Source organism: Paenibacillus sp. J14 (genome assembly GCF_000518465.1).
GTDB classification, from domain to species: Bacteria; Bacillota; Bacilli; order Paenibacillales; family Paenibacillaceae; genus Fontibacillus; species Fontibacillus barengoltzii.
Genome location: NZ_JADQ01000038.1, coordinates 1 through 22785 on the forward strand (window position 1 = coordinate 1; position 22785 = coordinate 22785).

Sequence of the window (22785 nt, forward strand, 5' to 3'; positions counted from 1 at the left end):
TGTACGTGAGCAACGGAAGGCCCGGCTGAGTTCAAGATTCGACGCCGCTTCCACTTCCCTGACTTCGCTTCGTGATGGGAAGCCGATTTTAAATCCACCTTAAGGAAGAAGGGTTAGGATATGTATGAACGGGAATACCGTAACCCAACTATCGCACCGGTCCAAAATTCCGCCGTGCCCCGGCAACAAATTGCCGGAATCCTTGATGCCATATACACGCTTGTAAGCCGATTGGATCAAGTCGCCAAATTGGCCGACAACTGCCGCAGATATCCCGAGCAGGACGGCTCGTCCAATCGTAAGCAACCCGCCGGAAGCGAGCGCAAAGATCACCGCAACGATGACCGCCAGCAAAACGCCGCCCAGCGCCCCTTCAACGGTTTTATTCGGACTGATCGCAGGCCAGAGCTTATGCTTCCCGAACCGCCGCCCGGCAAAATAAGCGCCCGCATCACTGCTCCAGATCGACGCCAGCATCAGAAACGTCCAGAATAAGCCGTGACCGTCGGGTGTATTGCGTGTTTCTGCAATCGCCGCAAATCCGATGCCGACGTAAACCATACCAAGATAGAGCAAGGCGATTTGACCGATTGGGATCTCGTTCTTACTGATCACGGTTACCGCAAGGAAGAGCAGCATAAATAACCACAGCACCGCCATATCGCTCAGCGGTCGGTCGATCTCAAGCAGCCGCCACGGAAACGTAAGATAAACCACGCCTAAATAACCCAGGATGGCCGTGCCCTGGAATGCTGGGATGCGCGTCATACGTACGAATTCGTAATATCCGATGAGCGCCATAAGCATAATGAGTACATGATAGAGAGTTCCGCCAAGCCAGCACATTCCGAGGAAAAAGCCGCCGGCAATGATCCCCGTTATCAAACGCTGTTTCACCAGTCTACACCTTCCATCGCTAGGTTAATCCGCCGTACCGCCGCGTGCGGCGTTGATACTCCGCCACTGCTTGAACCAAATGCTCCTTGCTGAAATCCGGCCACAGGATATCCGTGAACCAAAGCTCACTATACGCCGTTTGCCATAACATAAAGTTACTTAACCGCAGCTCTCCGCTCGTACGAATCAGCAAATCCGGATCAGGCAACCCGGCGGATAACAGCCGGGATTCAATCGTCTCTGGCGTAATGTCCTCCACCGACAGTTCCCCGGATTGCACAGCCTTCGCAATCCCCTTGACGCTTTCCGTAATCTCGCGACGGCTGCCGTAATTTAAAGCAAAATTCAAGATCAAGCCGGTATTGTGCTTCGTCCGCTCAATCGCTTCCTCCATTGCCGCAATCGTATGCGCGGGCAGCTCATCCGTATGTCCCATCATGCGAACCTGGACGTTCTTTTCAACCAATTCATCCAGCTCGATCGCCAGAAACTCCTGCGGAAGCGACATCAAATAGTCCACTTCATCCTTCGGCCGTTTCCAATTTTCCGTTGAGAAAGCATACAACGTCAAAATGGAAATGCCAAGTTCGTCAGCAGCGATCGTTGCCCGCTTTACCGCTTTCATCCCCGATCGATGGCCGACGATTCGCGGCATACCAAGCCTGCGCGCCCATCTTCCGTTCCCGTCCATAATAATCGCAACATGTTTCGGGATATTGTCCGGGGACAGGCTGACGGATGCCCCAGGATTTTTCTTTTTCCGCCAAGGTTGAAATAACTTGATCATTCCTTTTCCTCCAGCCGATGATGAAAAAGAGACAAAACCCCACCGTAATAGGAGGGGCAGCTTTTTTGTCTCTTAGACTTCCATGATCTCTTTTTCTTTCGCAGCGAGGACCTTATCCACTTCCGCGATAAATTTATCTGTCGTTTTCTGAATGTCTTCTTGATGCCGACGCGATTCATCCTCAGAAATGTCGGTTTTCTCTAGCTTCTTGATGTCGTCGTTCGCATCGCGGCGAATGTTGCGGATCGCCACTTTCGCTTCCTCACCGAATTTCTTCGTCATCTTCACAAGTTCGACCCGACGCTCTTCCGTCAAGGCAGGAATCGTCAAGCGAATAGACGAACCATCGTTTGCAGGCGTTAATCCGAGATCGGATTTTTGAATCGCCCGCTCAATTTCCGATAGCGACGATTTGTCCCAAGGCTGGATCAGCAACGTCCGGGAATCCGGCGTGTTGATATTGGCCAACTGGTTGATTGGCGTCGGCGAACCGTAATAATCAACCTGAATGCGATCAAGCAGCGAAGGCGTAGCTCTACCGGCGCGCAGCGTCGAAAGATCTCTTCTCAGCGCCTGAATCGCTTTCTCCATGCGTTCTTCGGCATGTTTCTTAATCGTTTGCGGCATTAATCTACACTCCCTTTGACGATCGTCCCGATTTTTTCACCGAGAACGACGCGTTTAATGTTCCCTTGTTCGGTAATCGCAAAAACAATCAACGGAATATCATTGTCCATGCACAGCGAGGACGCCGTAGAATCCATGACACCAAGGTTCTTGTTCAGCACATCCAAATACGTGAGAGATTCGTACTTCACCGCGTTTGGATCTACAAACGGATCTGCGGAGTAAACGCCATCCACCTTATTCTTTGCCATCAGGATGACTTCTGCCTCAATTTCAGCTGCGCGCAGCGCTGCAGTAGTATCCGTGGAAAAGAACGGATTACCCGTACCCGCCGCGAAAATCACAACCCGCCCCTTCTCCAAGTGACGAATCGCCCGGCGCCGGATATAAGGCTCGGCAATTTGCTGCATCGCAATCGAGGTTTGCACCCGAGTTGGCACATCGATTTGCTCAAGTGCGTCCTGCAGGGCCAGGGAATTCATTACGGTCGCGAGCATTCCCATGTAATCCGCCGTTGCGCGATCGATCCCTTTGGCACTCCCGGCAATCCCGCGCCAAATGTTGCCACCGCCGCATACGATGGCAACCTGTACGCCTAACTCGACGACTTCCTTCACCTGTTGGGCAATGGATGCGATCGTATCAGCGTCGATCCCGTAACCGTTTTGACCGGCTAATGACTCCCCGCTAACCTTTAAGACAACACGTTTAAACACTGGCTGTTCCAAATGTATACCTCCACATCGAACTCTTTCGCGGGTTAAAAAAGAAGGAACACGGCGTGTTCCAACTTTCCTTCACATGTATGTGAGATCGTTTTGCTTACTTGTTCACTTGGGACATAACTTCTTCTACGAAGTTGTCCACTTTCTTTTCCAGACCTTCGCCCAGTTCGTAGCGAACAAAACGACGGATGGAGATGTTTTCACCGATCGTGCTGATTTTTTCTTTCAGCAATTGCTCAATCGTTTTGTCTGGGTCTTTAACGAAAGCTTGTTCCATCAAGCAGAACTCTTCGTAGTATTTGCCGATGCGGCCTTCAACCATTTTTTCAACGATTTTTTCAGGTTTGCCTTCGTTCAGCGCTTGAGCTTTCAGAATTTCCTTCTCTTTCTCGATTTCCTCTTGTGGAACTTCTTCACGACGAACGTAGCGAGGGCTCATCGCAGCGATATGCATTGCAACGTCGCGTGCAAATTCTTTGAACTGTTCGTTCTTCGCAACGAAGTCTGTTTCTGTGTTGATCTCAACCAGAACGCCGATACGGCCGCCTGCATGGATATAAGATTCAACAACGCCTTCTGTCGCGATCCGGCCAGCTTTATTCGCTGCAGCAGCCAGACCTTTTTCACGCAAGAGTTCAACAGCTTTCGTCATATCGCCGTTAGCTTCTTCCAACGCCTTTTTGCAGTCCAGCATTCCCGCGCCGGTTTTTTCACGTAGTTCTTTGACCGATTTTGCATCAACAGCCATGTTTAATTCCCTCCATATCGATATATCGGGGATATCCCCTGTAACTGTGTAGGCATAAAACCATCTGCAGATGGAATAAGATCGTACTGCAGAAGCTTCTATCCCGTCCATTTCCTTTAAAAAAAGGGTAGTGAGAGGTTTGACACCTACCAACCACCCTTTTCATTTAATTTATCGATTTAGCGTATGGCCAAAGCCATTAAGCCGTCGTTTGTTCGCCTTGATGAGCTTCGATCACGGCATCCGCCATTTTACCCGTCAACAGTTTTACGGCGCGGATCGCGTCGTCGTTACCCGGAATGACGTAGTCGATTTCGTCTGGATCGCAGTTCGTGTCAACGATACCTACAATTGGGATACCCAATTTACGAGCTTCGGCAACTGCGATACGTTCTTTGCGAGGATCAATTACGAACAGAGCGCTTGGCAAGCTCTTCATGTTCTTGATCCCGCCCAGGAATTTCTCAAGACGTTCTTTCTCTTTGCGAAGAATGATAACTTCTTTCTTCGGCAGAACCGTGAAAGTACCGTCTTCTTCCCAAGTTTCAAGTTGTTTCAAACGTTCGATCCGTTTTTGGATCGTTTGGAAGTTCGTCAGCGTACCGCCCAACCAACGTTGGTTAATGTAGAATTGACCAGCGCGTTCAGCTTCTTCTTTAACAGAATCTTGAGCTTGTTTCTTCGTGCCTACGAACAGAATGGTGCCATTCTCTTCAGCAATGCTTTTTACGAAGTTATAAGCTTCTTCCACTTTCTTGACCGTTTTTTGCAGGTCAATGATGTAAATACCGTTTCTTTCGGTGAAGATATAACGATCCATTTTCGGGTTCCAGCGACGAGTCTGGTGACCGAAGTGAACCCCTGCTTCAAGCAGTTGTTTCATGGAGATTACTGCCATCTTCACGCACCTCCTAGTTTGGTTTTTTTGATGCTTCCTCCGCAGGTTTCATTTCCCGCTAAGACTCCCTCAATCGCGAGCACCCTTAGCGAAATCATCCTGCGTGCGTTATAACACCGTCAATTAATATACCATAACTAAAATAGGGATGCAACCAAAGTTTGACGCAAAATGACAGCAACATAAAAAGGCGCCTCAGGCGCCTTTTTATACATCTATTTATTTGCTTCCGGAAGCCTTTATGGAGATTTTTGAAATAATCGAATCATAACTTTCGCCAACTTGAAAAGTATAGGTGCCTGCGCGAACCTTGCGGTTGATTTTCTTATTGATTGCAGTTTTCAGAAACGCATCTTGATCCTCAATTACCCCGGCTTGCTCCAGGCCTTGAGCTACGCCTTCCAGCGTTGTCCCAGCCACAATCTTGTATTCCACTGTCGCTGGTTGTGGCGGGTTTGGAGCAGCGGGCTCGTTCGTTCCTCCGGCATTGGGATCAGAAGATGCCGATCCTTCCCCTGCTTCTGGAGCGTCAGGAGCTTTCGGAGACGCAGGTGCATCTGGCTGATTAGGATCCGCCGGTGTTGCATCATCGTTCTCACCCTCATTCCCAGCCGAATCCGATGATTGCCCGGAACGCTCCAACCATTCCTCTTCCGTGAACAATTCCTGATCCGCCTCCACGACCTTCAAACCGGCCAGCACGGCAGCGCGTTCGATTTCCTCCTTCGATTGGAGATCATTTTTGCTGCCTTGTCCAATCAGCATAAGCTGCAGCAGTAAAGCCCCGGCGATGAGTCCGCACCCCAAACCAAGCATAAACTGGCGGTTTTTCATCATCGGGACTCCTCCTTCTTGGCCAGCTGCAGGATCAGCTGAACCTCCCCACGTTGTAAGCCCGTCGCTTTGGCGATCATATCGATCGACTTCCCTTTGTCATACAACTCGAACAGTTCGGGATAACGATCCCGAACCAGATCTTGTTGCGGCAGCTCCGGTTCATCCGGTTCCGGAGCTGGTTCTGCAGGCAAATGATCGGACTCCGCAGCAACCGCAGCCTCAAGTTGAGGTTGGATAACTAGCGGGGCATCCACAGGTCCTGAGGATGCAGCATGAATCGGCTTCTCCTTCAAGTTTTGCTCCACAAGTTCAAGCCGTGCTTCCGTTTGCTTGGCGTAAGCTTCTGCATCCCCCAAACGTTGACGCAACTCGGCAATCTGCTCCTGCTGAGCTAACTGTTTGGAGGTTAAATCCTGCTTCATCTTCGCAACCATATCAATTAATTCTTGGTTTTCATTTTCGATTTCCGCCATGTACTGCTCCAAAGTGGCCTCCAGCTCCCTGGCCATTTCCGCTTTGGGTGCCGCTGCTTGGCGTCCTGGCAACAGCAGGGCATAGACAAGCGCCGCTGCCCCAAGCAACACAATGTAAAACCAAGGCTCTCCAAATGACAATCTAATCCTCACCCTTTGCGTTCATGTGGTCTCCTTTATAAAGACAAGTCGATATGCTTGCCCTTATAAGGATGTTCCGCCTTATGATGTCCTTGTCCTTGCTCGTCCGGCTTGTCCTGGGAGCTGCCGTGTTCCTGCTCCGATGTGAAATTACCTTTCCCTTCGCGCTTTACCGTCGTATTATGAGCACTCTCATCAACGTTAGCGCTGCGCCGGCGCTCAATCTCGCTGTCCTTTAACCCTTGAAGCGATAGCAGACTTTGGTCATGAAGAGGCCGTTGCTGCTGATCATGTTGTACACGCCCCGCCTCGCTTGTCCGAGGGACTGCGATTTGCATTTCCACGGGTTTCATATTCATGGGATCACCTCATGATTCAACGAAGGGAATGGATAAATCGAAAAAGCTTCCTTGGCATACCAGGTCTAGATGAGAGGAGACATAGAAATATCCCCTTCGCTAAAATAGAAAGTCATTCGCGAAATGGGCTCCTTAATGTACTTGGTATATCGTCCAATGACGATCTTGGAACCGCCGTAAATCATTTTAAGGACTTCAACTCTAGCTTTCCCCGTATCCTCAAGTGCCTTCTCGATCGTCAGAATGCGTTCCTTCATCAGGTTCAGTTCCTGGGTGTTCGATTTCTTGGTCATATTCAGCTTCGCACGCATCTCGAGCTTGTCCTGCGGCAATTTACCCATGGAAGCCAGCTGATCAAGCAGCGTAAGCGCCTTCTCCGTCTTGTCCAAGTTGGCCAACTGGTCCTTGACCTGCTGCCGAAGTTCCAGCAGTTCATTCCGTAATTCAGGTAATGCACCAACTTCGATTGAGGTTAATGTCGACATCGGATTCCCAATAACTCGGGCAACCACTTTCTCCCCAGCTTGAATGTTCCCGCCAACGATCAATCCCTTAGCTCCGTTACAAATAACATCCTGACCAGCACTAATGTTGGAGTGCATAATACTTTGGGACACGATCACGTCTTTTCCCGCATGGACATTACCATCTTGGATAAACGAGCTTTTTACGTTTTGCCCCGCCTTAATCAGGCCTTTATTATATCCGATGATACCTCCGGAGATTTCGATAGAACCGTCTGCAATCAACTCAGCTCCCTCTACTCCGCCTATGACGCGAATATCCCCGGCAGCACTAATGCGAAAGCCTGTCAGCACATTCCCGCGGACAACAACCGTTCCGACGAAATCGATATTTCCAACACCGTAATCGACGTCTCCGTTAATCTCGTAAACCGGGAACACATTAAGCTTCCCCTTTTCCGTTCGCGTCACCAGACCGTCGATGGCGGCATACATTGCGGTCTGTTCCGCATTTAACACAACATTCTTGCCCACTTTAAATCGTGCTTCTTTACCTTCTCGGCAGGGGATCGCTTCGCCCGTCACCGCCGTTCCAGGGCGCCCTGGAACTGGGGGTACCAACTCAGCAATCAGTTGTCCTTTACGGATGTTATTAAGCCGCGTCACATCCTTCAAATCAACTTTGCCGTCTTCCGTTTCAACCGGCCGATGTTGATTCTCCTCGTCGATGGAGATGGCATAGCGGATAAACCCGTTTTCCCCATGAACCGGCTCTTGCCCCATCGCGATCGGCGTTTTGCTAAAGAAGTATTCCTTAGGATTGGCTGCAAATCGCTTGACGATATCCTCCTGAACCCCATATTTAATGCCTTCGCTCCGCAGGAAGTGAAGCAGCTCATCCGGGGTACATGAAAAATCATCTTCTTTCTTCAGAAATTGCAGATAGGCTACAGTCTTATCATCGTTTAACGTCACGCTCAAGATCTGTTTTAAATTATCCAAAAGCTCCACGAAGCCGTCCCCCTCATCATTCACTCGCTTAAAATAACTCGTCAGTCTTCAGCCAGCAACAAATCGCGTTGCTTCTCCAAACTGCCCCGAAGGCGTAAAATCGCCTTAGAGTGTAATTGCGAAATCCGCGAGGGTGACAAAGACATGACCTCGGCGATTTCGCTCAAGGATAAATCCTCATAATAGAGTAGGGAGACTACTGTACGTTCCTTCTCGGTCAACTTCTCAATCCCTTTCGCAAGGGATTCACGAAGATAGAACTCCCTAACCTTATAATCCGGGTTTTTTGCCTTTTCGTCAACGAGTAAAGTAAGACGAGTCTCCGATTCTTCTTCGCGGATAGGATCCTCCAGCGAGCATAGGGTCATCACGGCAACTTCCTGAAGCATACTTTGAAATTCCTTCTCGCTTACATTGAGATAGGAACTCATCTCAGCGTCAGTGACGGAGCGGAGATATTGCTGCTCTAAATGTTGATAACCTTCTTCGATTTTCTTGGCTTTCTCTCTCACGGATCGGGGAACCCAGTCCCCTTGCCGCAGGCCGTCCAAAATCGCCCCCCGTACCCGCCAAGATGCATAGGTTTCGAACTGAAGTCCCCGTTTGTAGTCAAACTTTTCGACCGCATCGATCAATCCCATAACACCGTTGCTGGCGAGATCGTCCTTGGATACGTTTTTGGGCAAACCGACAGCGAGACGTCCTGAAACGTAGTCGACAATGGGCAGATATTTCTCGATAAGTTGTTTCTTGGCCTCTAAATCACCGTGCTCTTTCCAACTTTCCCAAAGGTCGGCATGATTTAGAGTGGATGTCTTCCGCTCGTTCAATTGCCTTCACCCTCCTTATTGTTCTGTCAGGTGACGAACGACCTTAACCAGCTCTTCAGGATCTTTGCCGTCAGGTGTCTTCACTAATTTTGGCGGATTTAGCGGCGCAAATTGCTTCTCCACATCCGAAGCAGCCGGAGTTGGCTTTAACAGATCATTGAGCTGCTCGCTTTCGTCCGGCGTCAGCAAGTCGAGATTCGTGCCCTTGCCCTCCTCAGATGCGTGGTCAACCTCCGGAGCAGGAGCATAATCCCCTGGCATTTCCTTCAGGAACCCCAACATCCAGTTGGCCGCAAACGCCAACAGAAACCAAACGGCAAACGAAATAAGCCCTCGTACAAAGCTGGTCATGAACAAATTGTTTCCTGCCGAAACGGCATACGTAATTAGAAAACCGATAAAGCCCGACAACAAGTAATATCTCAATTTTCCTGGCATGGCTACAATTCCTTTATCCCCATTTGTACACTTCGCACATATAAGATCCCTGTCATGCTGTCCAGTTCGATCGTTCGGCCGTAATTGCCGCCCGTATCCTCTGCAAGCAATGGAATGCCGAGCTCAGACAGCTGCTCTTTACAGGACTCCACATTACGTGGACCAATCCGCATGGTGTCATTGCTGCCGGCAAAGGTAAACATTTGCGATCCTCCAGCCATCTTGGCTACCAGTCGGCTTGGCCCTGCACCAAGATCCAGCAGTTTCCGGTAGAGTGCCGGAATGGCTGTATCTGCATACTTAGCGATATTTAACGCCCCTTCCCGGGCGATGTCCGAGGAAGGCAACATCACATGCGCAAGACCGGCAATTTTAAGCTGCGGGTCGTATAAGGTTAATCCTACACAGGAGCCTAGGCCGGTTGTACGTATCAATCCCTGCTGAGTAATGACATTCAACTCGGCCATGCCTACCTTGACGACGTACTGCTCATCGATCATGATCAATTGGTACTCCAAGCGCTGCAAAAATTTTGGCGAATGAATCCGGATCCGGAATGAGGAAGAACTGACCTTCCACCTCATCTTGACCTTCAATAAATTTCGTGTCGATCAGCAGGGCGGAATCCCCCATTTCACCAAATTGCAGGAGTCCGTAACTCAAGATCGCACCCGCCATATCTAGAGCTAAAGCAGGTACAGTAGGCGACATTTGCAAGGAGGTGAAATCGGCGAGCGAGGATAAATACGAGCCGGCTAAAATATTACCGATTTCCGATAACGCCGACCATTCCATCTCAGAGAAGGTTTCACCATTATCCACCGTGATGCCGGCCAAGCGAGTCAGCAGCTTCTTCGCCGCTTCCGGGCTTAGGATGAAAAACAAATTGCCCGGCGCATCGCCTTCTACTCGGAAGAATACAGCCAGCACCAAGTTTTCCGCGCCGCCAACACGATCGGCAATCGCTTCAAACGGGAGCATTTGGACCATCGGAACGGCCATATCGATCGGCTTGTCCAGCAGCTTGGACAAAGCCGTAGCGGCATTTCCCGCCCCGATATTGCCGACCTCCTTCAAAATATCGATTTTGAAGTCTTCGAACCCTCTGAACAAATCCACGGTACTAGCCCTCTAAGCTTTCTAATTGAATAATTTCCTTCCGGCTGAGCACTTCCGACAAATTCAACATCACCAACAGCCGATCCTCGGAAATCCGGGCTACCCCATGCAGATATTTCGCTTTGATACCGCCAACAACATCCGGCGGCGAGTCGATCAAGTCAGTATTCAGGTCGATCACATCATTAGCAGAGTCAACGATGAAACCAACCTCCATTTCATTAGCCGAGACAATAATGATCCGGGTTTGATCCGTATATTCCGTCTCCGGCAATCCAAAGCGACCGCGCAAATCGATCACCGGAATGACGACGCCGCGCAGATTAATCACGCCTTTAACAAATGAATAGGTCTTCGGAACGCGCGTGATCGGCATCATGCGTTCGATCGTTTGGACTTTGTCCACGTCGATCCCGTATTCTTCATGCCCCAACTTAAATACGATAACTTTTAATTCCTCTCCCATGTGGAAACCCTCCCTTAGAGTGTATAACTGACCTTATTTAATGAAGGCGTTTGGATCGATGATGAGCGCTACCTGACCATCCCCCAAGATCGTTGCACCAGCAACCCCTTGAATCGAAGGCAGATATTTGCCCAGGTTCTTAATGACGATTTCGCTTTGGCCAATGAAATCCTCAATCGCTAGGGCAGCTAGCCTGTCGCCTTTGCGGATCACGACGATTTCTGTCTCCTCTTCATCGCTTTCAGAGAAGCCCGGTATGTCAAACAGCTTCGCAAGCGACATGTATGGAATATGGGTATCGCGATAAGCCACCATCGTATAACCGTGGACTTCTCGAATCTGGTCGCGCCGGATTAAGCCGGTTTCGACGATGGAGGACAGCGGAATCGCATATTTTTCTTCCCCAACCTTAATGAGCATTGCCGAAATAATCGACAAAGTCAGTGGAAGCTGTACGGAAAACTTCGTGCCGACACCCAGCTTCGATTCCACCGAAACGACGCCGCTTAAGGATTCGATTTTGGATTTGACGACGTCAAGTCCAACCCCGCGTCCAGAAATATCGGAGATGACCTCGGCTGTACTAAAGCCCGGAGCGAACAAGAGCATGTACACCTGCTCGTCCGTCATCGAGGCAGCTTCGCTCTCCTTGACGATGCCGTTCTTAAGCGCTCTTTGCAGAACCTTATTACGGTCAATGCCGTGTCCGTCATCTTCGATTTCAATAAACACATGGTTGCCGCTGTGGAAAGCCCGCAGCTGAATTGTCCCGGTTTCCGGTTTGCCTGCAGCAATCCGTTCAGCCGTAGATTCTACCCCATGGTCGACGGCATTCCGAAGCAAATGCACGAGTGGATCTCCAATTTCGTCGATGACCGTGCGATCCAGTTCGGTTTCGGCCCCGACGATGTTCAGATCGATTTTCTTGTCGAGCGATTTCGCCAGGTCGCGAACCATCCGCGGGAAGCGGTTGAACACGGTATCGACCGGAACCATCCGCAGCTTCAACACGATGTTCTGCAAGTCGCTGCCGACACGGCTCATATGCTCAACGGTTTCCGTTAAGTCGCTTCGTTTGACTTCGGTAGCCAGCTGCTCCAAGCGAGCACGGTCAATCAACAATTCGCTGAGCAGATTCATGAGCACGTCCAGCCGGTCGATATCTACCCGAATTGTACGGGCAGGAGCGGAGGCACCTCCAGCTGGGCGAGCATTTGCTTTTGCTTCAGGTGCTGCAGCTGGTTTAGCTGGAGCGGATTGGGCTTTGGTCTGAGCTGGAGCAGGAGCTGGCGCTGCAGCTTCGGCTGCCGCAGCTGCCTCCTTCGAACCGGCATTCAGTTGTGCCAAAGTTTCATGATCCAGCGCTGCAACTTGTGCCGTATCGATTTCCGACAGATTCATAATCATGCTTTGAATCTCGGCAGAATCTTTTTGAGTTATGTAATAAAGGGAAAAGCTTCGATCAAATTTCTCTTGCTCAATATCCTGTACAGATGGCGAAGACTTCACGATTTCCCCGAATCGTTCCAGGAGATCAAAGACGAGGTAGGCGCGTGCTGCTTTCAATTGACAATCCTCTCGGATCGCCACTTCAATGTACAACACTTTATGTCCTTCCGTGATGGACTGCTCCAAGACGGAAAATTGATATTGATCCAGTTGGATGGCCGATGCACTGTTCGCCGCGGATCCACCTGCTGCCGGCTTGCTTGCCGCCGCACTTCCGCCTTCCGCAAAATCCCCGCGTACGATGGACTGCAGCGCGTCAACGATCTCACTGACGTCCGCTTTCCCTTCGCCGCCTTGGGTAATGTCCTGCACCATCATTTGCAGCGCATCCAAGCTCTTAAACAGAGTGTCGAAGATAAACTCCTGCATTTTCAGCTTCTCGTTCCGGACGAGGTCCAGCACGTTCTCCATCTGGTGCGTGAGCGAGGACAAATCCTCGAACCCCATCGTCGCTGCCATCCCCTTCAGCGTATGCGCCGATCGGAAGATGACTTGAACGATGCTGATATCCTCAGGGTTGTTTTCCAGCTCCAACATTTTTTCGTTTAATGATTGCAAATGATCGTTCGACTCATCGATAAACATGGATAAATACTGATTCATGTCCATGGTGAGGCACCTCCTCCAAGAGATTCCGTTAATAACTCATTTTCGTGGTGAGCTAAAAAAGGGTTAGGATCTTTACAAGCTGGCTTTTTTAGCTACTTCTTGTACAAGCTTAGGGCCAATCTCGTATAGCGGTAATACATGGCTGACGCATTTCAGTTCGATTGCCGAGCGCGGCATACCGAATACGACGCACGTCTCTTCGCTCTCGGCAATAGTGGAAGTCACGCCAGCGTCATAAAGCCGCTTCATGACTTTCGCCCCGTCGCTGCCCATCCCCGTTAGCAGTACAACATGACGTTTCAGTGCTTGCAGCGGGAGCAGCGATTCATACAAGACGTCCACCGAAGGTCGATGTCCGTTACATGGCTTGTCGGTCGTCAAATGGACGCGATAACCGCCTGTCGGACTTGGTACGACGTTCATATGGAAACCTCCCGGAGCAATGTATGCCGTCCCACTTTGCAGCTCCTGGCCTTGCTCTGCCTCAACGACGTTGAGTTCGCATAAGCTGTTCAACCGCTGAGCGAGCGACTTGGTAAAGTTTGGCGGCATGTGTTGCACGATGACGATTGGCGCCGGAAAGTCCCCGGGGATTTTCTCCAAGACGGCTTTAAGCGCCTTGGGGCCCCCGGTTGAAGTACCGATCGCAACGAGATCGGTGAACTCCCCTGCAGGGCGTACGGAACGGGGACGCCCTCTGCCTGCATGGCCGCTCGTCTTCTCCCGAGCGGCGGCCACTTCCGCCGCCGGCGCCTGCCGCGGCGGCGATGCGGGCTTGGCCGGCGGGGCGGCAGGCGCTGTGCCGCCGCTAAGGCCAGACGCGGGCCGCGCCGCAGGCCGCGCGCGCTCCGCCGGCGCCTTCGCCGGGCGCCGGCCCTGGCCATCCCGGCCGCCGCTCGGCGCGGCCGGGTTCGCTGCGGGCAGCCTCGTCGTCAGACGAGGCGAGCCCGCGAGCGGCGCGCGCGCAGCGGCGGTGCCGCCGGTAGGCGCCGACCCGGCGGGCGGCGCCGGGGACGCGGCCGCTGCGCTGCCCGGGCTGGGCGCCGCCGGCTTCCGCGCCGGCGGCTTTAGCGCGGCAACGCCTGCCTGTGGCGGCTTGCCGGCCGCCGGCAGCACCGGCGCGCTGCGGAGTTGCGCCGCCGTCCAGGCATCGCGCCGCTCCTTCGCCTGCATCGCGGCGCGCATCTGCTCGCGCAGCTCGCGGCCGACCTGCAGGATGTCATGCTCGCTGGTCGTGGCCGATGGTTTGCGGATGAAATCGAAGGCGCCAAGCTCCAGTGCCATGATCGTCTCCCGCATGCCTTGTTCATTGATACCCGATAACATAATGACCGGCAACGGATGTTCCTTCATGATGACCTTGAGCGCGTCCAGACCGTTCATTTCCGGCATTTCCACGTCCATCGTCACCAAGTCCGGTCGAACCTGTGCGATTTGCTCGATGGCTTCACGTCCGTTCTTGGCCGTTGCCGAGACCTGAAAAGCCTCGTCCTGTTCGATCAGATCCGAGATAATCTTACGCATAAACGCCGAATCGTCTACCACCATCACTCGATAAGACATCAACGTTCCACTCCTGTTCCTTTACGAAGAATCATTTTGCCAGTTTTAACCATTTCTGCATAAATCCCTTGATTCCCGATAAAGTATCCTTCGGCTTGGTTTGCGGAACATTCAGATAAGCCAACGCCAATCGCTGAATATCGCGCGTTGCCGAGCAACCGGGGAAAGCGATGGAGAAAGGAACTTGCTTCTTGACCGCCTGCATCACATGCGGATCGTCGTTGAGGTAGCCCAACACGGGAATTTCCATATCGAGAAAACGGCTGGCGACCAACGAAATTTTATCGGCAACCTGCTTCGCCTCAAGCTCCCCGGAAACCCGGTTAACGACTAACCGGAACGGCAAATTTTGATCCATTCCATGAACAACCTTGATCAAGGCATACGCATCGGTGATCGAGGTTGGCTCCGGTGTCGTAACGACCAGACACTCATCGGCAGCGGTGATGAACTTGAGGGTTTCCTTCGACAAACCGGCACCTGTATCGAAAAGGATGAAGTCCATCTCCTCGGAAATTATCTCGATCTGCGAGGTGAAGTAATTCAGATCCCCTTCGGACAGGGTGAACAGTTCGGCGAGCCCGGAGCCGCCCGCAATAAAGGGTAATGCATGCGTGCCCAGCTCCACGATTTCCGTAATGTTCTTTTCTCCCTTCAGCAGGTGGTACAAGTTATATCTCGGCCTGATGCCCATTAACACGTCGATATTTGCCATACCGATATCCGCATCAAAGATCAGTACTTTGCGTCCAAGCGACTTTAGCGCTAAAGCAAAATTCAACGTGAAGTTGGATTTGCCTACGCCGCCCTTGCCGCTGCTAATTGTCACGATCCGGGCTGAATCCTTGCGGGCGGTTGCTCCTGCCGCCTCTCGATGCGAAGATACCAATTGTCTGAGTGCTTGGGCCTGGTCATTCATGGCTTCCGCTCTCCCAGCAGCAGTTCAACCATTAACTTAGCGTCCGCCTGCAGCAGGTCATCAGGTACATTTTGACCATTGGTCAGGAAAGACACCTTGAACGGGTACTCGCTTAACAAATTAAAGATCGCGCCGGTCGTTTCCGTTTCATCCAGCTTCGTAAAAATCAACTTATCCAATTTATATTTGCTAAAGTGCTCGGTAATCCGTTTCATGTCCTGCACTTTGGAGGTCAAGCTAAGGACCAAATACGTCTCGCTGACATCCGAAGGAGCAAGTAAGCTGTGCAGCTCCGCCACAAACAGCTCATTTAGATAGTTCCTTCCGGCCGTATCCATCAGGATCAAGTCACAGTGCTCTAAGCGTTGCATAGCTCGTTGTACATCACCGGGGGACTGAACGACCTCCAGAGGCACATTTAAGATCGTTGCGTACGTCCGCAGCTGCTCTATGGCCGAAATTCGATAAGTGTCCGCCGTGATGAACCCTACCTTTTTGTGCAACCGGAAAATTTGATCCGCCGCAAGCTTGGCAATGGTTGTCGTCTTCCCAACCCCGGTCGGTCCGGCGATATATACGATCTTTGTCTGATCGCCGATCCCCGCATCAATTCGGTGATCTAGGAAGCTGGTAACGATGGTCTGAAGCCTAGCCCGCATGTCGTCATCGCTTAATGTCTTGCCTGAGCTTAACCAGGCTTCGTAAATTTCTTCTACCCACCGACCGGCAAGCTCCATGCCCACTTCTTGGTTCATCAGCTGTTGTTGGATCGCCTGTAAACCCGGCGGGAATACCCGGCTGTCAGCTTGCTTCTTCGCCAGCTCGCTGAGCCACATCTTCATTTGCTGAATTTCTTCCAGCAAGCGCTCTTCTTTTTCGGAGTTGGCGCCCCCTAAATCCGTCTTGCTTAGGAGTTGCTCGGAATCTGCCGCTCGTGCGATCGCTGCCTCCAATCGAGCTGAAGGCTCACTGGAAGCCGGTTCAATAAAGGTTTGGCGTTCCGTCTCTGTCACTGGTGCTGGCGGCATGACCGCGGTGATGATCGGCTCCTCTCGTTCCTGACCGCCTATTGTCGTGAGAACCGGGGAAGCAGACACAGCCTGCGGCGAGGCAGCAGGCTGGGCTAACTGCGACGTTTTGCGGTATGCCTCCGGCACGGCTTGGCGTGCCACAGGAGCCGGAACCGACGGCTGTGCCGGCAAAGGCGGTTTGGCTTTGGGTGCCGGTGCCGCCTTTTCCTCCGTCGCAGCAATCACTTCAATCTTCTTTTTCTGGAACATGCCGAGGAAACCGCCGAGCTTCACTTCCTTTGTGCTCAAGATGACCGCATCCGAACCCAGCTCACTGCGAATTTTCAACATGGCGTCAGGCATCGTGTCGACGATATATCGTTTTACTCTCATAAATTCACCACCCCGACACTTTGAATTTCAACATTGGGTTCCAACTCGCTGTAAGATAACACCGGAATATCTTGCATGCTGCGCTCGATGATTTGGCGCAAATACATCCGGATCGTTGGCGAGGTGAGCAGGATCGGTTGATGGCCCGTTTGGACCAAACGGTTAATTTGTTCGGTCAGCTTCTGGAAGACCGTTTGCGTTGAAGCTGGGTCCAGGGCCAGATAGCTGCCTTGTTCGGTCTGCTGCACACTCTCGGCGATTTTCTTCTCCAGGTTCGGTCCCACAGTAATTACGCGCATCGTTTCACCCGGTTGGGTATATTGCTGGGTAATTTGTCGGGATAACGCTTGTCTGACGTATTCGGTGAGCACGTCCGGATCCTTGGTATAGGTTCCGTAATCTGCCAGTGTCTCGAAAATGGTCACCATATCGCGAATCGAGATCTTCTCTTTAAGCAATTTGGCCAGCACCTTCTGGACGTCACCAATCGACAACACCGACGGTATTAATTCATCGACAAGAACCGCATAATTTTCTTTGAGGTTGTCGACCAGGGCTTTCGTCTCTTGACGGCCCAGCAGCTCATGCGCATGCTTCTTAATCAGCTCTGTCAAATGCGTTGCCACGACAGACGGTGGATCAACTACGGTATAGCCCGCCAATTCTGCCCGATCCTTGGTCGCTTCATCGATCCAAAGGGCCGGTAAGCCAAACGCAGGTTCGCGGGTCTCGATACCTGTAATCGAGTCATCATCCACCCCTGGACTCATGGCTAAATAGTGATTAAGTAATAATTCACCACCGCCTACGACATTTCCTTTTATTTTGATGACATATTCATTCGGTTTTAGTTGAATATTGTCGCGAATGCGAATGACGGGAACAACCAAACCGAGTTCAAGCGCACATTGACGCCGGATCATGATGATCCGATCCAGCAAATCCCCGCCTTGCCCCGTATCGGCAAGAGGAATCAGCCCATAACCAAATTCGAATTCGATAGGATCTACCTGAAGCAGGTTGATGACACTCTCGGGGCTCCGAACTTCTTCGATTTGCTGTTCCTCCTCCTGTTGCTCCTGTTCGACTTGCCGCCGGTCCATATTTTTCTGCATCTTAATTGCAGCAAAGACCATCAATATCGCGAACGGATAAGTTGTCCAAATACCGATCGGCGTAAAGGTGCCAAGTAGGGCGATCGTCCCGGCTACAACGAATAACAGCTTCGGATAGGTGAACAACTGCCCCGTAATATCGTCTGCCAGGTTGCCCTCCGAAGAAGCCCGGGTTACGATCAAACCAGCTGCGGTAGAAATCAGCAACGCCGGAATCTGGCTGACCAAGCCATCCCCGATCGTCAGGAGTGAATATGTCGAAAGCGCTTCGTCAAAGCTCATACCATGGATCGTCATCCCGATAATAAAGCCCCCGATCAGGTTGATCAGGAGGATAATGATACTCGCAATGGCATCCCCTTTGACGAATTTACTCGCACCATCCATGGCACCGTAGAAATCGGCTTCCCGCTCAATCTTCCCTCGGCGCTCACGGGCTTGCTGCTCATTAATGAGCCCCGCATTCAGGTCGGCATCAATACTCATCTGTTTCCCTGGCATGGCGTCGAGGGTAAACCGTGCAGCAACCTCAGCAACACGTTCCGACCCCTTGGTAATGACGATAAACTGAACGACCACGAGAATCAGGAAGACGACAAAACCGACAACGGGTTCACCGTGGGATACCCATGATCCGAAAGTAGCCACCACGTGGCCGGCTTTGGCCTGTCCCAGAATCAGCTTGGTCGTCGATACATTTAACGCCAAACGGAATAAGGTCGTCACGAGCAGCATGGCTGGAAAGATGGAGAACTGCAAGGCCTCCTTGGTGTTCATTGCAACAAGCAAAATGATCAGAGCGAGGGAAATATTGATGATCAACAAAATATCCAGCAGCCAAGTCGGGATCGGAACGATCATCAGCAAAACGATGCCAATTATACCAACTAGAATAAATAAATCTTTAAATTTCTTCACGTAAGTTCCCCTCCGATCCCATTATGATTTGGGTCTGCCTTTGATTCGGTATACGTAAGCCAGCACTTCAGCAACAGCTTGGAACAAATCCGCAGGGATCGTCTCCCCGATTTCGGTTCGTTGAAATAACGCCCGTGCCAGCGGCTTGTTTTCCATCGTAATTACGCCATGTTCTTTGGCGATTTCCTTAATGCGCAGCGCCACATAATCCTGCCCTTTGGCAATGACTTGCGGGGCATCCATTTTGGATCCGTCGTACTTCAGAGCGACCGCAAAGTGAGTCGGGTTGGTGATAATTACATCGGCTTTCGGCACTTCCTGCATCATCCGCTGCAGGGCCATCCGCCGCTGACGTTCCCGAATTTTCCCCTTGATGAGCGGATCGCCTTCCATTTTCTTATATTCATCTTTGATATCCTGCTTGGACATCTTCAGATTCTTCTCATGTTCATATCGCTGATACATATAATCCAGTACCGCGAGTACGATTAGAGCGGCTGCGATTTTTAACCCTAAATTCATCGTTAACTGGGCGGTAAAATGAAACGTATCATCCACCGATACATGCCCTAATGCGGATAAGCTCCCGCGGTACCCCCAAATCGTGGAGTAGACGAGATACCCGATGATCAACAGCTTAAAAAGCGTTTTGATAAATTGAACCAACGACCGCATGGAAAAGATGTTTTTAAACCCTTTGATCGGATCCAGCTTACTGAACTTGATTTTGAGCGGTTCTCCGATCAACATGAAACCGATCTGGGCATAGTTGGCGACAACAGCCACGACGATGACAACCAGGAAGATTGGAGCCAACAGCAACAACACCTGCACTGCGTACTCCCCCATCATCGCCATCACGTTCGTTTTCGTTACTTCCATGGACAGCCGATGATAAAACACGTCAACAAACAAGCCAATCAACCGGTCCTTGAAATAACCAGCAAATGCAGTCAAGCATAGGAATCCGGCCATTAATAACAAGGCGCCGGTCAGTTCCTGGCTCTTGGCCACCTGACCTTTCTTCCGGGCCTCCTGACGTTTCTTCGGAGTCGCTTTTTCCGTCTTTTCGCCAGCGAACAGCTGCAGATCAAGCGAATACCGATATGACATAGCGATCCTCCATCCTACTGCGGCCTTTGTCCTATCGTTCCGAGCAGATCATGAAGCGCTCGGAACAGCACCTCGAACAAAGCTTGAAACGCAACGATAAAGCCCGGCACAAGCACCAACAGCACAAGTAACCCCACGATGATTTTGACCGGAATCCCGATAACAAAAATGTTGAATTGCGGTGCAGTTCGAGCCAAGAATCCAAGCGCTACGTCGGTGACGAACAGAGCTACCACCAGCGGAGCTGACATTTGAAATGCCAGCATAAACGCCTGGCTGAAGGTTTGAACTAAAAATTCGGACAAGTTCCCGTTATAAATTTGTTGGAATACTTGATTGGATAAAGGAACCCAGTTGTAGCTCCGAATGACCGCATCCAGTAAGTAGTGATGGCCGTTCATGCTGAGGAAGACCAATGTGGCAATGATATACTTGAGATTCCCCAAAACGGGCGCCGACGCACCGGTCATAGGGTCGATCACGTTCGCGATCCCAAAACCGATTTGAATATCGATAAATGAGCCCGCCATTTGGATAACGGAGAAGATCAGATTTGCCACGTACCCCATCAACAGACCTACCAGCACTTCACGAATAATCACCAATATGTATCCTAAGTCGTTTGGTATCGACTGATTTGGACCAATGGTCAACAGAATGACAACCGCGATGATACCGGCAAATCCAACCTTAAACGTATTCGGCACCGATCGGGATGAAAATATAGGCGAAACTACAAAAAAGGCTGTCATTCGACAAAAAATTAGCATAAAAATAGAAATTCCGTGCAGTATCGTATCCATAACTTCGGCAACCTAACCGATATAACTAGATAGGTTATTTAGAATTCCGTAGGTGAAGTCGACCAGCGTCGTCAAAATCCAAGGGCCAAACAACAACAACGCTAGTAAAACAGCGACGATTTTGGGAACGAAGGCAAGGGTTTGCTCCTGAATTTGCGTTGTCGCTTGGAAGATACTTACCAAGAGGCCCACCACAAGGGCGATCACCAGCATCGGTGCGCTGACCTTCAACACGGTATATACGGCTTGTCCGGCCAAACCGATAATAAATTCCGAACTCATACACCGTTTTCTCCTTCCCTGAACCTGAACCTATCCTCTAGGTATTAAAGCTGACTAACAGTGATTTGACGATCAGATACCAACCATCTACCAGCACGAACAGCAAGATCTTGAACGGCAGTGAGATCATGACCGGCGGCAACATCATCATCCCCATAGCCATCAGTACACTGGAAACGACGATATCGATAATCAGAAAAGGAATAAAAATCATAAAGCCCATTTGAAACGCCGTCTTGAGTTCACTAATCGCAAAAGCAGGCACCATCACCGAAAGTGGGATGTCTTCATAGCTCTTCGGCTTTTCCATTTTGGTATATCCCATGAACAGCTGAAGATCTTTCGTTCTCGTATGCGAGTACATGAACTTCTTCATGGGAACCGCCGCTTTGTCCAACGCTTCGGTCTGGGTGATTTCTCCCTTGATATAAGGCTGCACTGCCACCTCGTTAATCGTGGTTAGCGTGGGGCTCATGATAAATAATGTTAAGAACAAAGCTAAGCCGATTAATACCTGATTTGGCGGCATTTGTTGCGTCCCTAATGAACTGCGGACAAACCCCAGTACCACGACGATGCGAGTAAAGCTCGTCATCAGCACCAATATTGCCGGCGCGATACTGAGTACCGTAATCATTAAGAGAATCGACAACGAAGTGGTACCTGACGCCCCGCCCGAATCCGAATTACCGATTTGAATGCCGATGCTCGGAATCGGGTCAACCGGTTCGGCCGATGCTACGGAGACCGCGAGTATGCTCCATATCGTCAGCAGCAAGCCGACAATTAACAATTTTCTCTTCATGACTCCCTCGACCGATCTGTAGAATGTTCTTCCGAATCCTGCAAGAGTTCCTCCATTTGTCGTTTTCGGTCCGGCATCTTCCGCAGTTGCGATTGAAACACCTCGTGGAAAGCGACACCGTCCAGTTCTTCTTCCTCCCGAGGTGGTTCCTTTCGAAACCGGGAGATCAAGCCGGACAAAGTCGATGACAATCCGGCAAGTTCCATTCCTTCGTGTTCGAAGGCTTGAACCAGAGAGGCTACTTCGTCCGGGTTGGATATTTTGTCCACCAGCGAAATGTCCTCACCGACACCCACAAGATAGATGCTCCCCCCGAGTTCGATCACTTGCAGGGATTTGTTGGGTCCAAGGCCAATCGCGCCCAAAGTGCGAATCGCATGGCTCTGGGACAAATACCGGTTCCTTTTCCCAAGAAAACGGACCAGTATAATAATTAATGCAATGAGCAGGCCAAGAACTACGATGACGGTAAACAAGTTCCCCCAAAGGTTGACGTCCCCAGAAAACGGGGAAGAATCTTGCGAGTTATTCATCGCTCAGTTTACACCCCAAGCGTTTTGTTGATCGCTTCAATAACCCGATCCGATTGGAATGGCTTCACGATGAAGTCCTTCGCACCCGCTTGAATCGCATCGATAACCATCGCTTGCTGCCCCATCGCAGAGCACATGATCACTTTCGCGTTCGGGTCCAGCTTCTTGATCTCTTTTAACGCCGCAATTCCGTCCATTTCGGGCATCGTAATATCCATCGTGATCAAATCCGGATGCAGTTCTTTAAATTTCTCGATCGCTTGCGCACCATCCTGTGCTTCCCCTACGACTTCAAACCCGTTTTTCGTCAAAATATCCCGGATCATCATTCTCATAAATGCTGCGTCGTCTACGATAAGAATTCGGTTAGCCATTGATCTAAAATCCTCCCTA

At 50.8% G+C, this 22785-nt stretch carries 26 protein-coding genes; all 26 read right to left on the reverse strand.

Translation table 11 applies throughout. The features are described from left to right. Positions 1 to 99: 99 nt before the first annotated feature. The 26 genes from M891_RS0114600 to M891_RS0114725 all read right to left on the reverse strand — a co-directional run bounded on the left by M891_RS0114600 (position 100) and on the right by M891_RS0114725 (position 22766). The gene (locus M891_RS0114600; RefSeq protein WP_028539372.1) at positions 100 to 897 is read right to left on the reverse strand and encodes a phosphatidate cytidylyltransferase; all 798 of its coding nucleotides are present in this window, start codon (positions 895 to 897) and stop codon (positions 100 to 102) included. Between the two features lie 19 nt (positions 898 to 916). After that, positions 917 to 1684, reverse strand: coding sequence for an isoprenyl transferase (locus M891_RS0114605; protein ID WP_016312413.1), 768 nt, complete (start codon positions 1682 to 1684; stop codon positions 917 to 919). Positions 1685 to 1756: 72 nt separating this feature from the next. Beyond that, positions 1757 to 2311, reverse strand: coding sequence for a ribosome recycling factor (gene frr / locus M891_RS0114610; protein WP_016312414.1), 555 nt, complete (start codon positions 2309 to 2311; stop codon positions 1757 to 1759). After that, complete coding sequence (gene pyrH, locus M891_RS0114615) at positions 2311 to 3039, reverse strand: UMP kinase (protein ID WP_016312415.1); 729 nt, start codon at positions 3037 to 3039, stop codon at positions 2311 to 2313. The genes frr and pyrH overlap by 1 nt, the downstream gene beginning before the upstream one ends. A 94-nt stretch (positions 3040 to 3133) precedes the next feature. Then, positions 3134 to 3784, reverse strand: a complete 651-nt coding sequence (gene tsf / locus M891_RS0114620) for a translation elongation factor Ts (RefSeq protein WP_016312416.1) — start codon at positions 3782 to 3784, stop codon at positions 3134 to 3136. A 199-nt stretch (positions 3785 to 3983) separates the two neighbouring features. After that, positions 3984 to 4682: a 30S ribosomal protein S2 gene (rpsB, locus tag M891_RS0114625; RefSeq protein ID WP_016312417.1), complete on the reverse strand. Its 699-nt coding sequence runs from the start codon at positions 4680 to 4682 to the stop codon at positions 3984 to 3986. Between the two features lie 219 nt (positions 4683 to 4901). Beyond that, a complete protein-coding gene (locus M891_RS0114630; RefSeq protein WP_028539373.1) occupies positions 4902 to 5519 on the reverse strand; it encodes an endolytic transglycosylase MltG in 618 nt (205 codons plus the stop codon). Beyond that, positions 5516 to 6133, reverse strand: a complete 618-nt coding sequence (locus M891_RS0114635; protein ID WP_028539374.1) for a hypothetical protein — start codon at positions 6131 to 6133, stop codon at positions 5516 to 5518. The genes M891_RS0114630 and M891_RS0114635 overlap by 4 nt, the downstream gene beginning before the upstream one ends. Before the next feature lie 35 nt (positions 6134 to 6168). Further along, positions 6169 to 6492: a hypothetical protein gene (locus M891_RS0114640; RefSeq protein ID WP_028539375.1), complete on the reverse strand. Its 324-nt coding sequence runs from the start codon at positions 6490 to 6492 to the stop codon at positions 6169 to 6171. 65 nt (positions 6493 to 6557) lie between these two features. Beyond that, complete coding sequence (locus M891_RS0114645) at positions 6558 to 7967, reverse strand: DUF342 domain-containing protein (RefSeq protein ID WP_028539376.1); 1410 nt, start codon at positions 7965 to 7967, stop codon at positions 6558 to 6560. Positions 7968 to 8008: 41 nt separating this feature from the next. Further along, positions 8009 to 8797 (reverse strand): FliA/WhiG family RNA polymerase sigma factor, encoded by a 789-nt coding sequence (locus M891_RS0114650; protein WP_016312422.1) that lies wholly within the window; start codon positions 8795 to 8797, stop codon positions 8009 to 8011. Between the two features lie 15 nt (positions 8798 to 8812). After that, entirely contained in the window at positions 8813 to 9235 is a 423-nt protein-coding gene (locus tag M891_RS0114655; RefSeq protein ID WP_028539377.1) for a hypothetical protein, read from the reverse strand. A gap of 2 nt (positions 9236 to 9237) precedes the next feature. Next, positions 9238 to 9735 carry a chemotaxis protein CheD gene (locus M891_RS0114660; protein ID WP_028539378.1) on the reverse strand — a complete coding sequence of 166 codons (498 nt, stop codon included), beginning with the start codon at positions 9733 to 9735 and terminating at the stop codon, positions 9238 to 9240. Further along, entirely contained in the window at positions 9725 to 10354 is a 630-nt protein-coding gene (locus tag M891_RS0114665) for a chemotaxis protein CheC (RefSeq protein WP_016312425.1), read from the reverse strand. The genes M891_RS0114660 and M891_RS0114665 overlap by 11 nt, the downstream gene beginning before the upstream one ends. Positions 10355 to 10358: 4 nt before the next feature. Further along, a complete protein-coding gene (locus M891_RS0114670; RefSeq protein ID WP_016312426.1) occupies positions 10359 to 10820 on the reverse strand; it encodes a chemotaxis protein CheW in 462 nt (153 codons plus the stop codon). 33 nt (positions 10821 to 10853) lie between these two features. After that, positions 10854 to 12938, reverse strand: a complete 2085-nt coding sequence (locus M891_RS0114675) for a chemotaxis protein CheA (RefSeq protein WP_028539379.1) — start codon at positions 12936 to 12938, stop codon at positions 10854 to 10856. A 72-nt stretch (positions 12939 to 13010) separates the two neighbouring features. Further along, on the reverse strand, positions 13011 to 14501 hold the full coding sequence (locus M891_RS0114680; protein WP_036700616.1) for a protein-glutamate methylesterase/protein-glutamine glutaminase: 1491 nt from the start codon (positions 14499 to 14501) through the stop codon (positions 13011 to 13013). Between the two features lie 31 nt (positions 14502 to 14532). Then, on the reverse strand, positions 14533 to 15420 hold the full coding sequence (locus M891_RS0114685; protein ID WP_016312430.1) for a MinD/ParA family protein: 888 nt from the start codon (positions 15418 to 15420) through the stop codon (positions 14533 to 14535). Beyond that, a complete protein-coding gene (gene flhF / locus M891_RS0114690) occupies positions 15417 to 16823 on the reverse strand; it encodes a flagellar biosynthesis protein FlhF (protein ID WP_028539381.1) in 1407 nt (468 codons plus the stop codon). Before flhF ends, M891_RS0114685 begins: the two co-directional genes overlap by 4 nt. Further along, positions 16820 to 18856 carry a flagellar biosynthesis protein FlhA gene (flhA, locus tag M891_RS0114695; protein WP_016312432.1) on the reverse strand — a complete coding sequence of 679 codons (2037 nt, stop codon included), beginning with the start codon at positions 18854 to 18856 and terminating at the stop codon, positions 16820 to 16822. Before flhA ends, flhF begins: the two co-directional genes overlap by 4 nt. Before the next feature lie 21 nt (positions 18857 to 18877). After that, positions 18878 to 19969, reverse strand: a complete 1092-nt coding sequence (gene flhB / locus M891_RS0114700) for a flagellar biosynthesis protein FlhB (protein WP_016312433.1) — start codon at positions 19967 to 19969, stop codon at positions 18878 to 18880. A gap of 14 nt (positions 19970 to 19983) precedes the next feature. After that, positions 19984 to 20772: a flagellar biosynthetic protein FliR gene (fliR, locus tag M891_RS0114705; protein WP_009223020.1), complete on the reverse strand. Its 789-nt coding sequence runs from the start codon at positions 20770 to 20772 to the stop codon at positions 19984 to 19986. A 12-nt stretch (positions 20773 to 20784) separates the two neighbouring features. After that, positions 20785 to 21054: a flagellar biosynthesis protein FliQ gene (fliQ, locus tag M891_RS0114710; protein WP_009223019.1), complete on the reverse strand. Its 270-nt coding sequence runs from the start codon at positions 21052 to 21054 to the stop codon at positions 20785 to 20787. A 37-nt stretch (positions 21055 to 21091) separates the two neighbouring features. Further along, positions 21092 to 21859, reverse strand: a complete 768-nt coding sequence (gene fliP, locus M891_RS0114715; RefSeq protein ID WP_016312434.1) for a flagellar type III secretion system pore protein FliP — start codon at positions 21857 to 21859, stop codon at positions 21092 to 21094. After that, a complete protein-coding gene (locus tag M891_RS0114720; RefSeq protein WP_028539382.1) occupies positions 21856 to 22392 on the reverse strand; it encodes a flagellar biosynthetic protein FliO in 537 nt (178 codons plus the stop codon). Before M891_RS0114720 ends, fliP begins: the two co-directional genes overlap by 4 nt. Positions 22393 to 22400: 8 nt before the next feature. Beyond that, positions 22401 to 22766 carry a response regulator gene (locus tag M891_RS0114725; protein WP_009223016.1) on the reverse strand — a complete coding sequence of 122 codons (366 nt, stop codon included), beginning with the start codon at positions 22764 to 22766 and terminating at the stop codon, positions 22401 to 22403. Between the last annotated feature and the right edge of the window lie 19 nt (positions 22767 to 22785).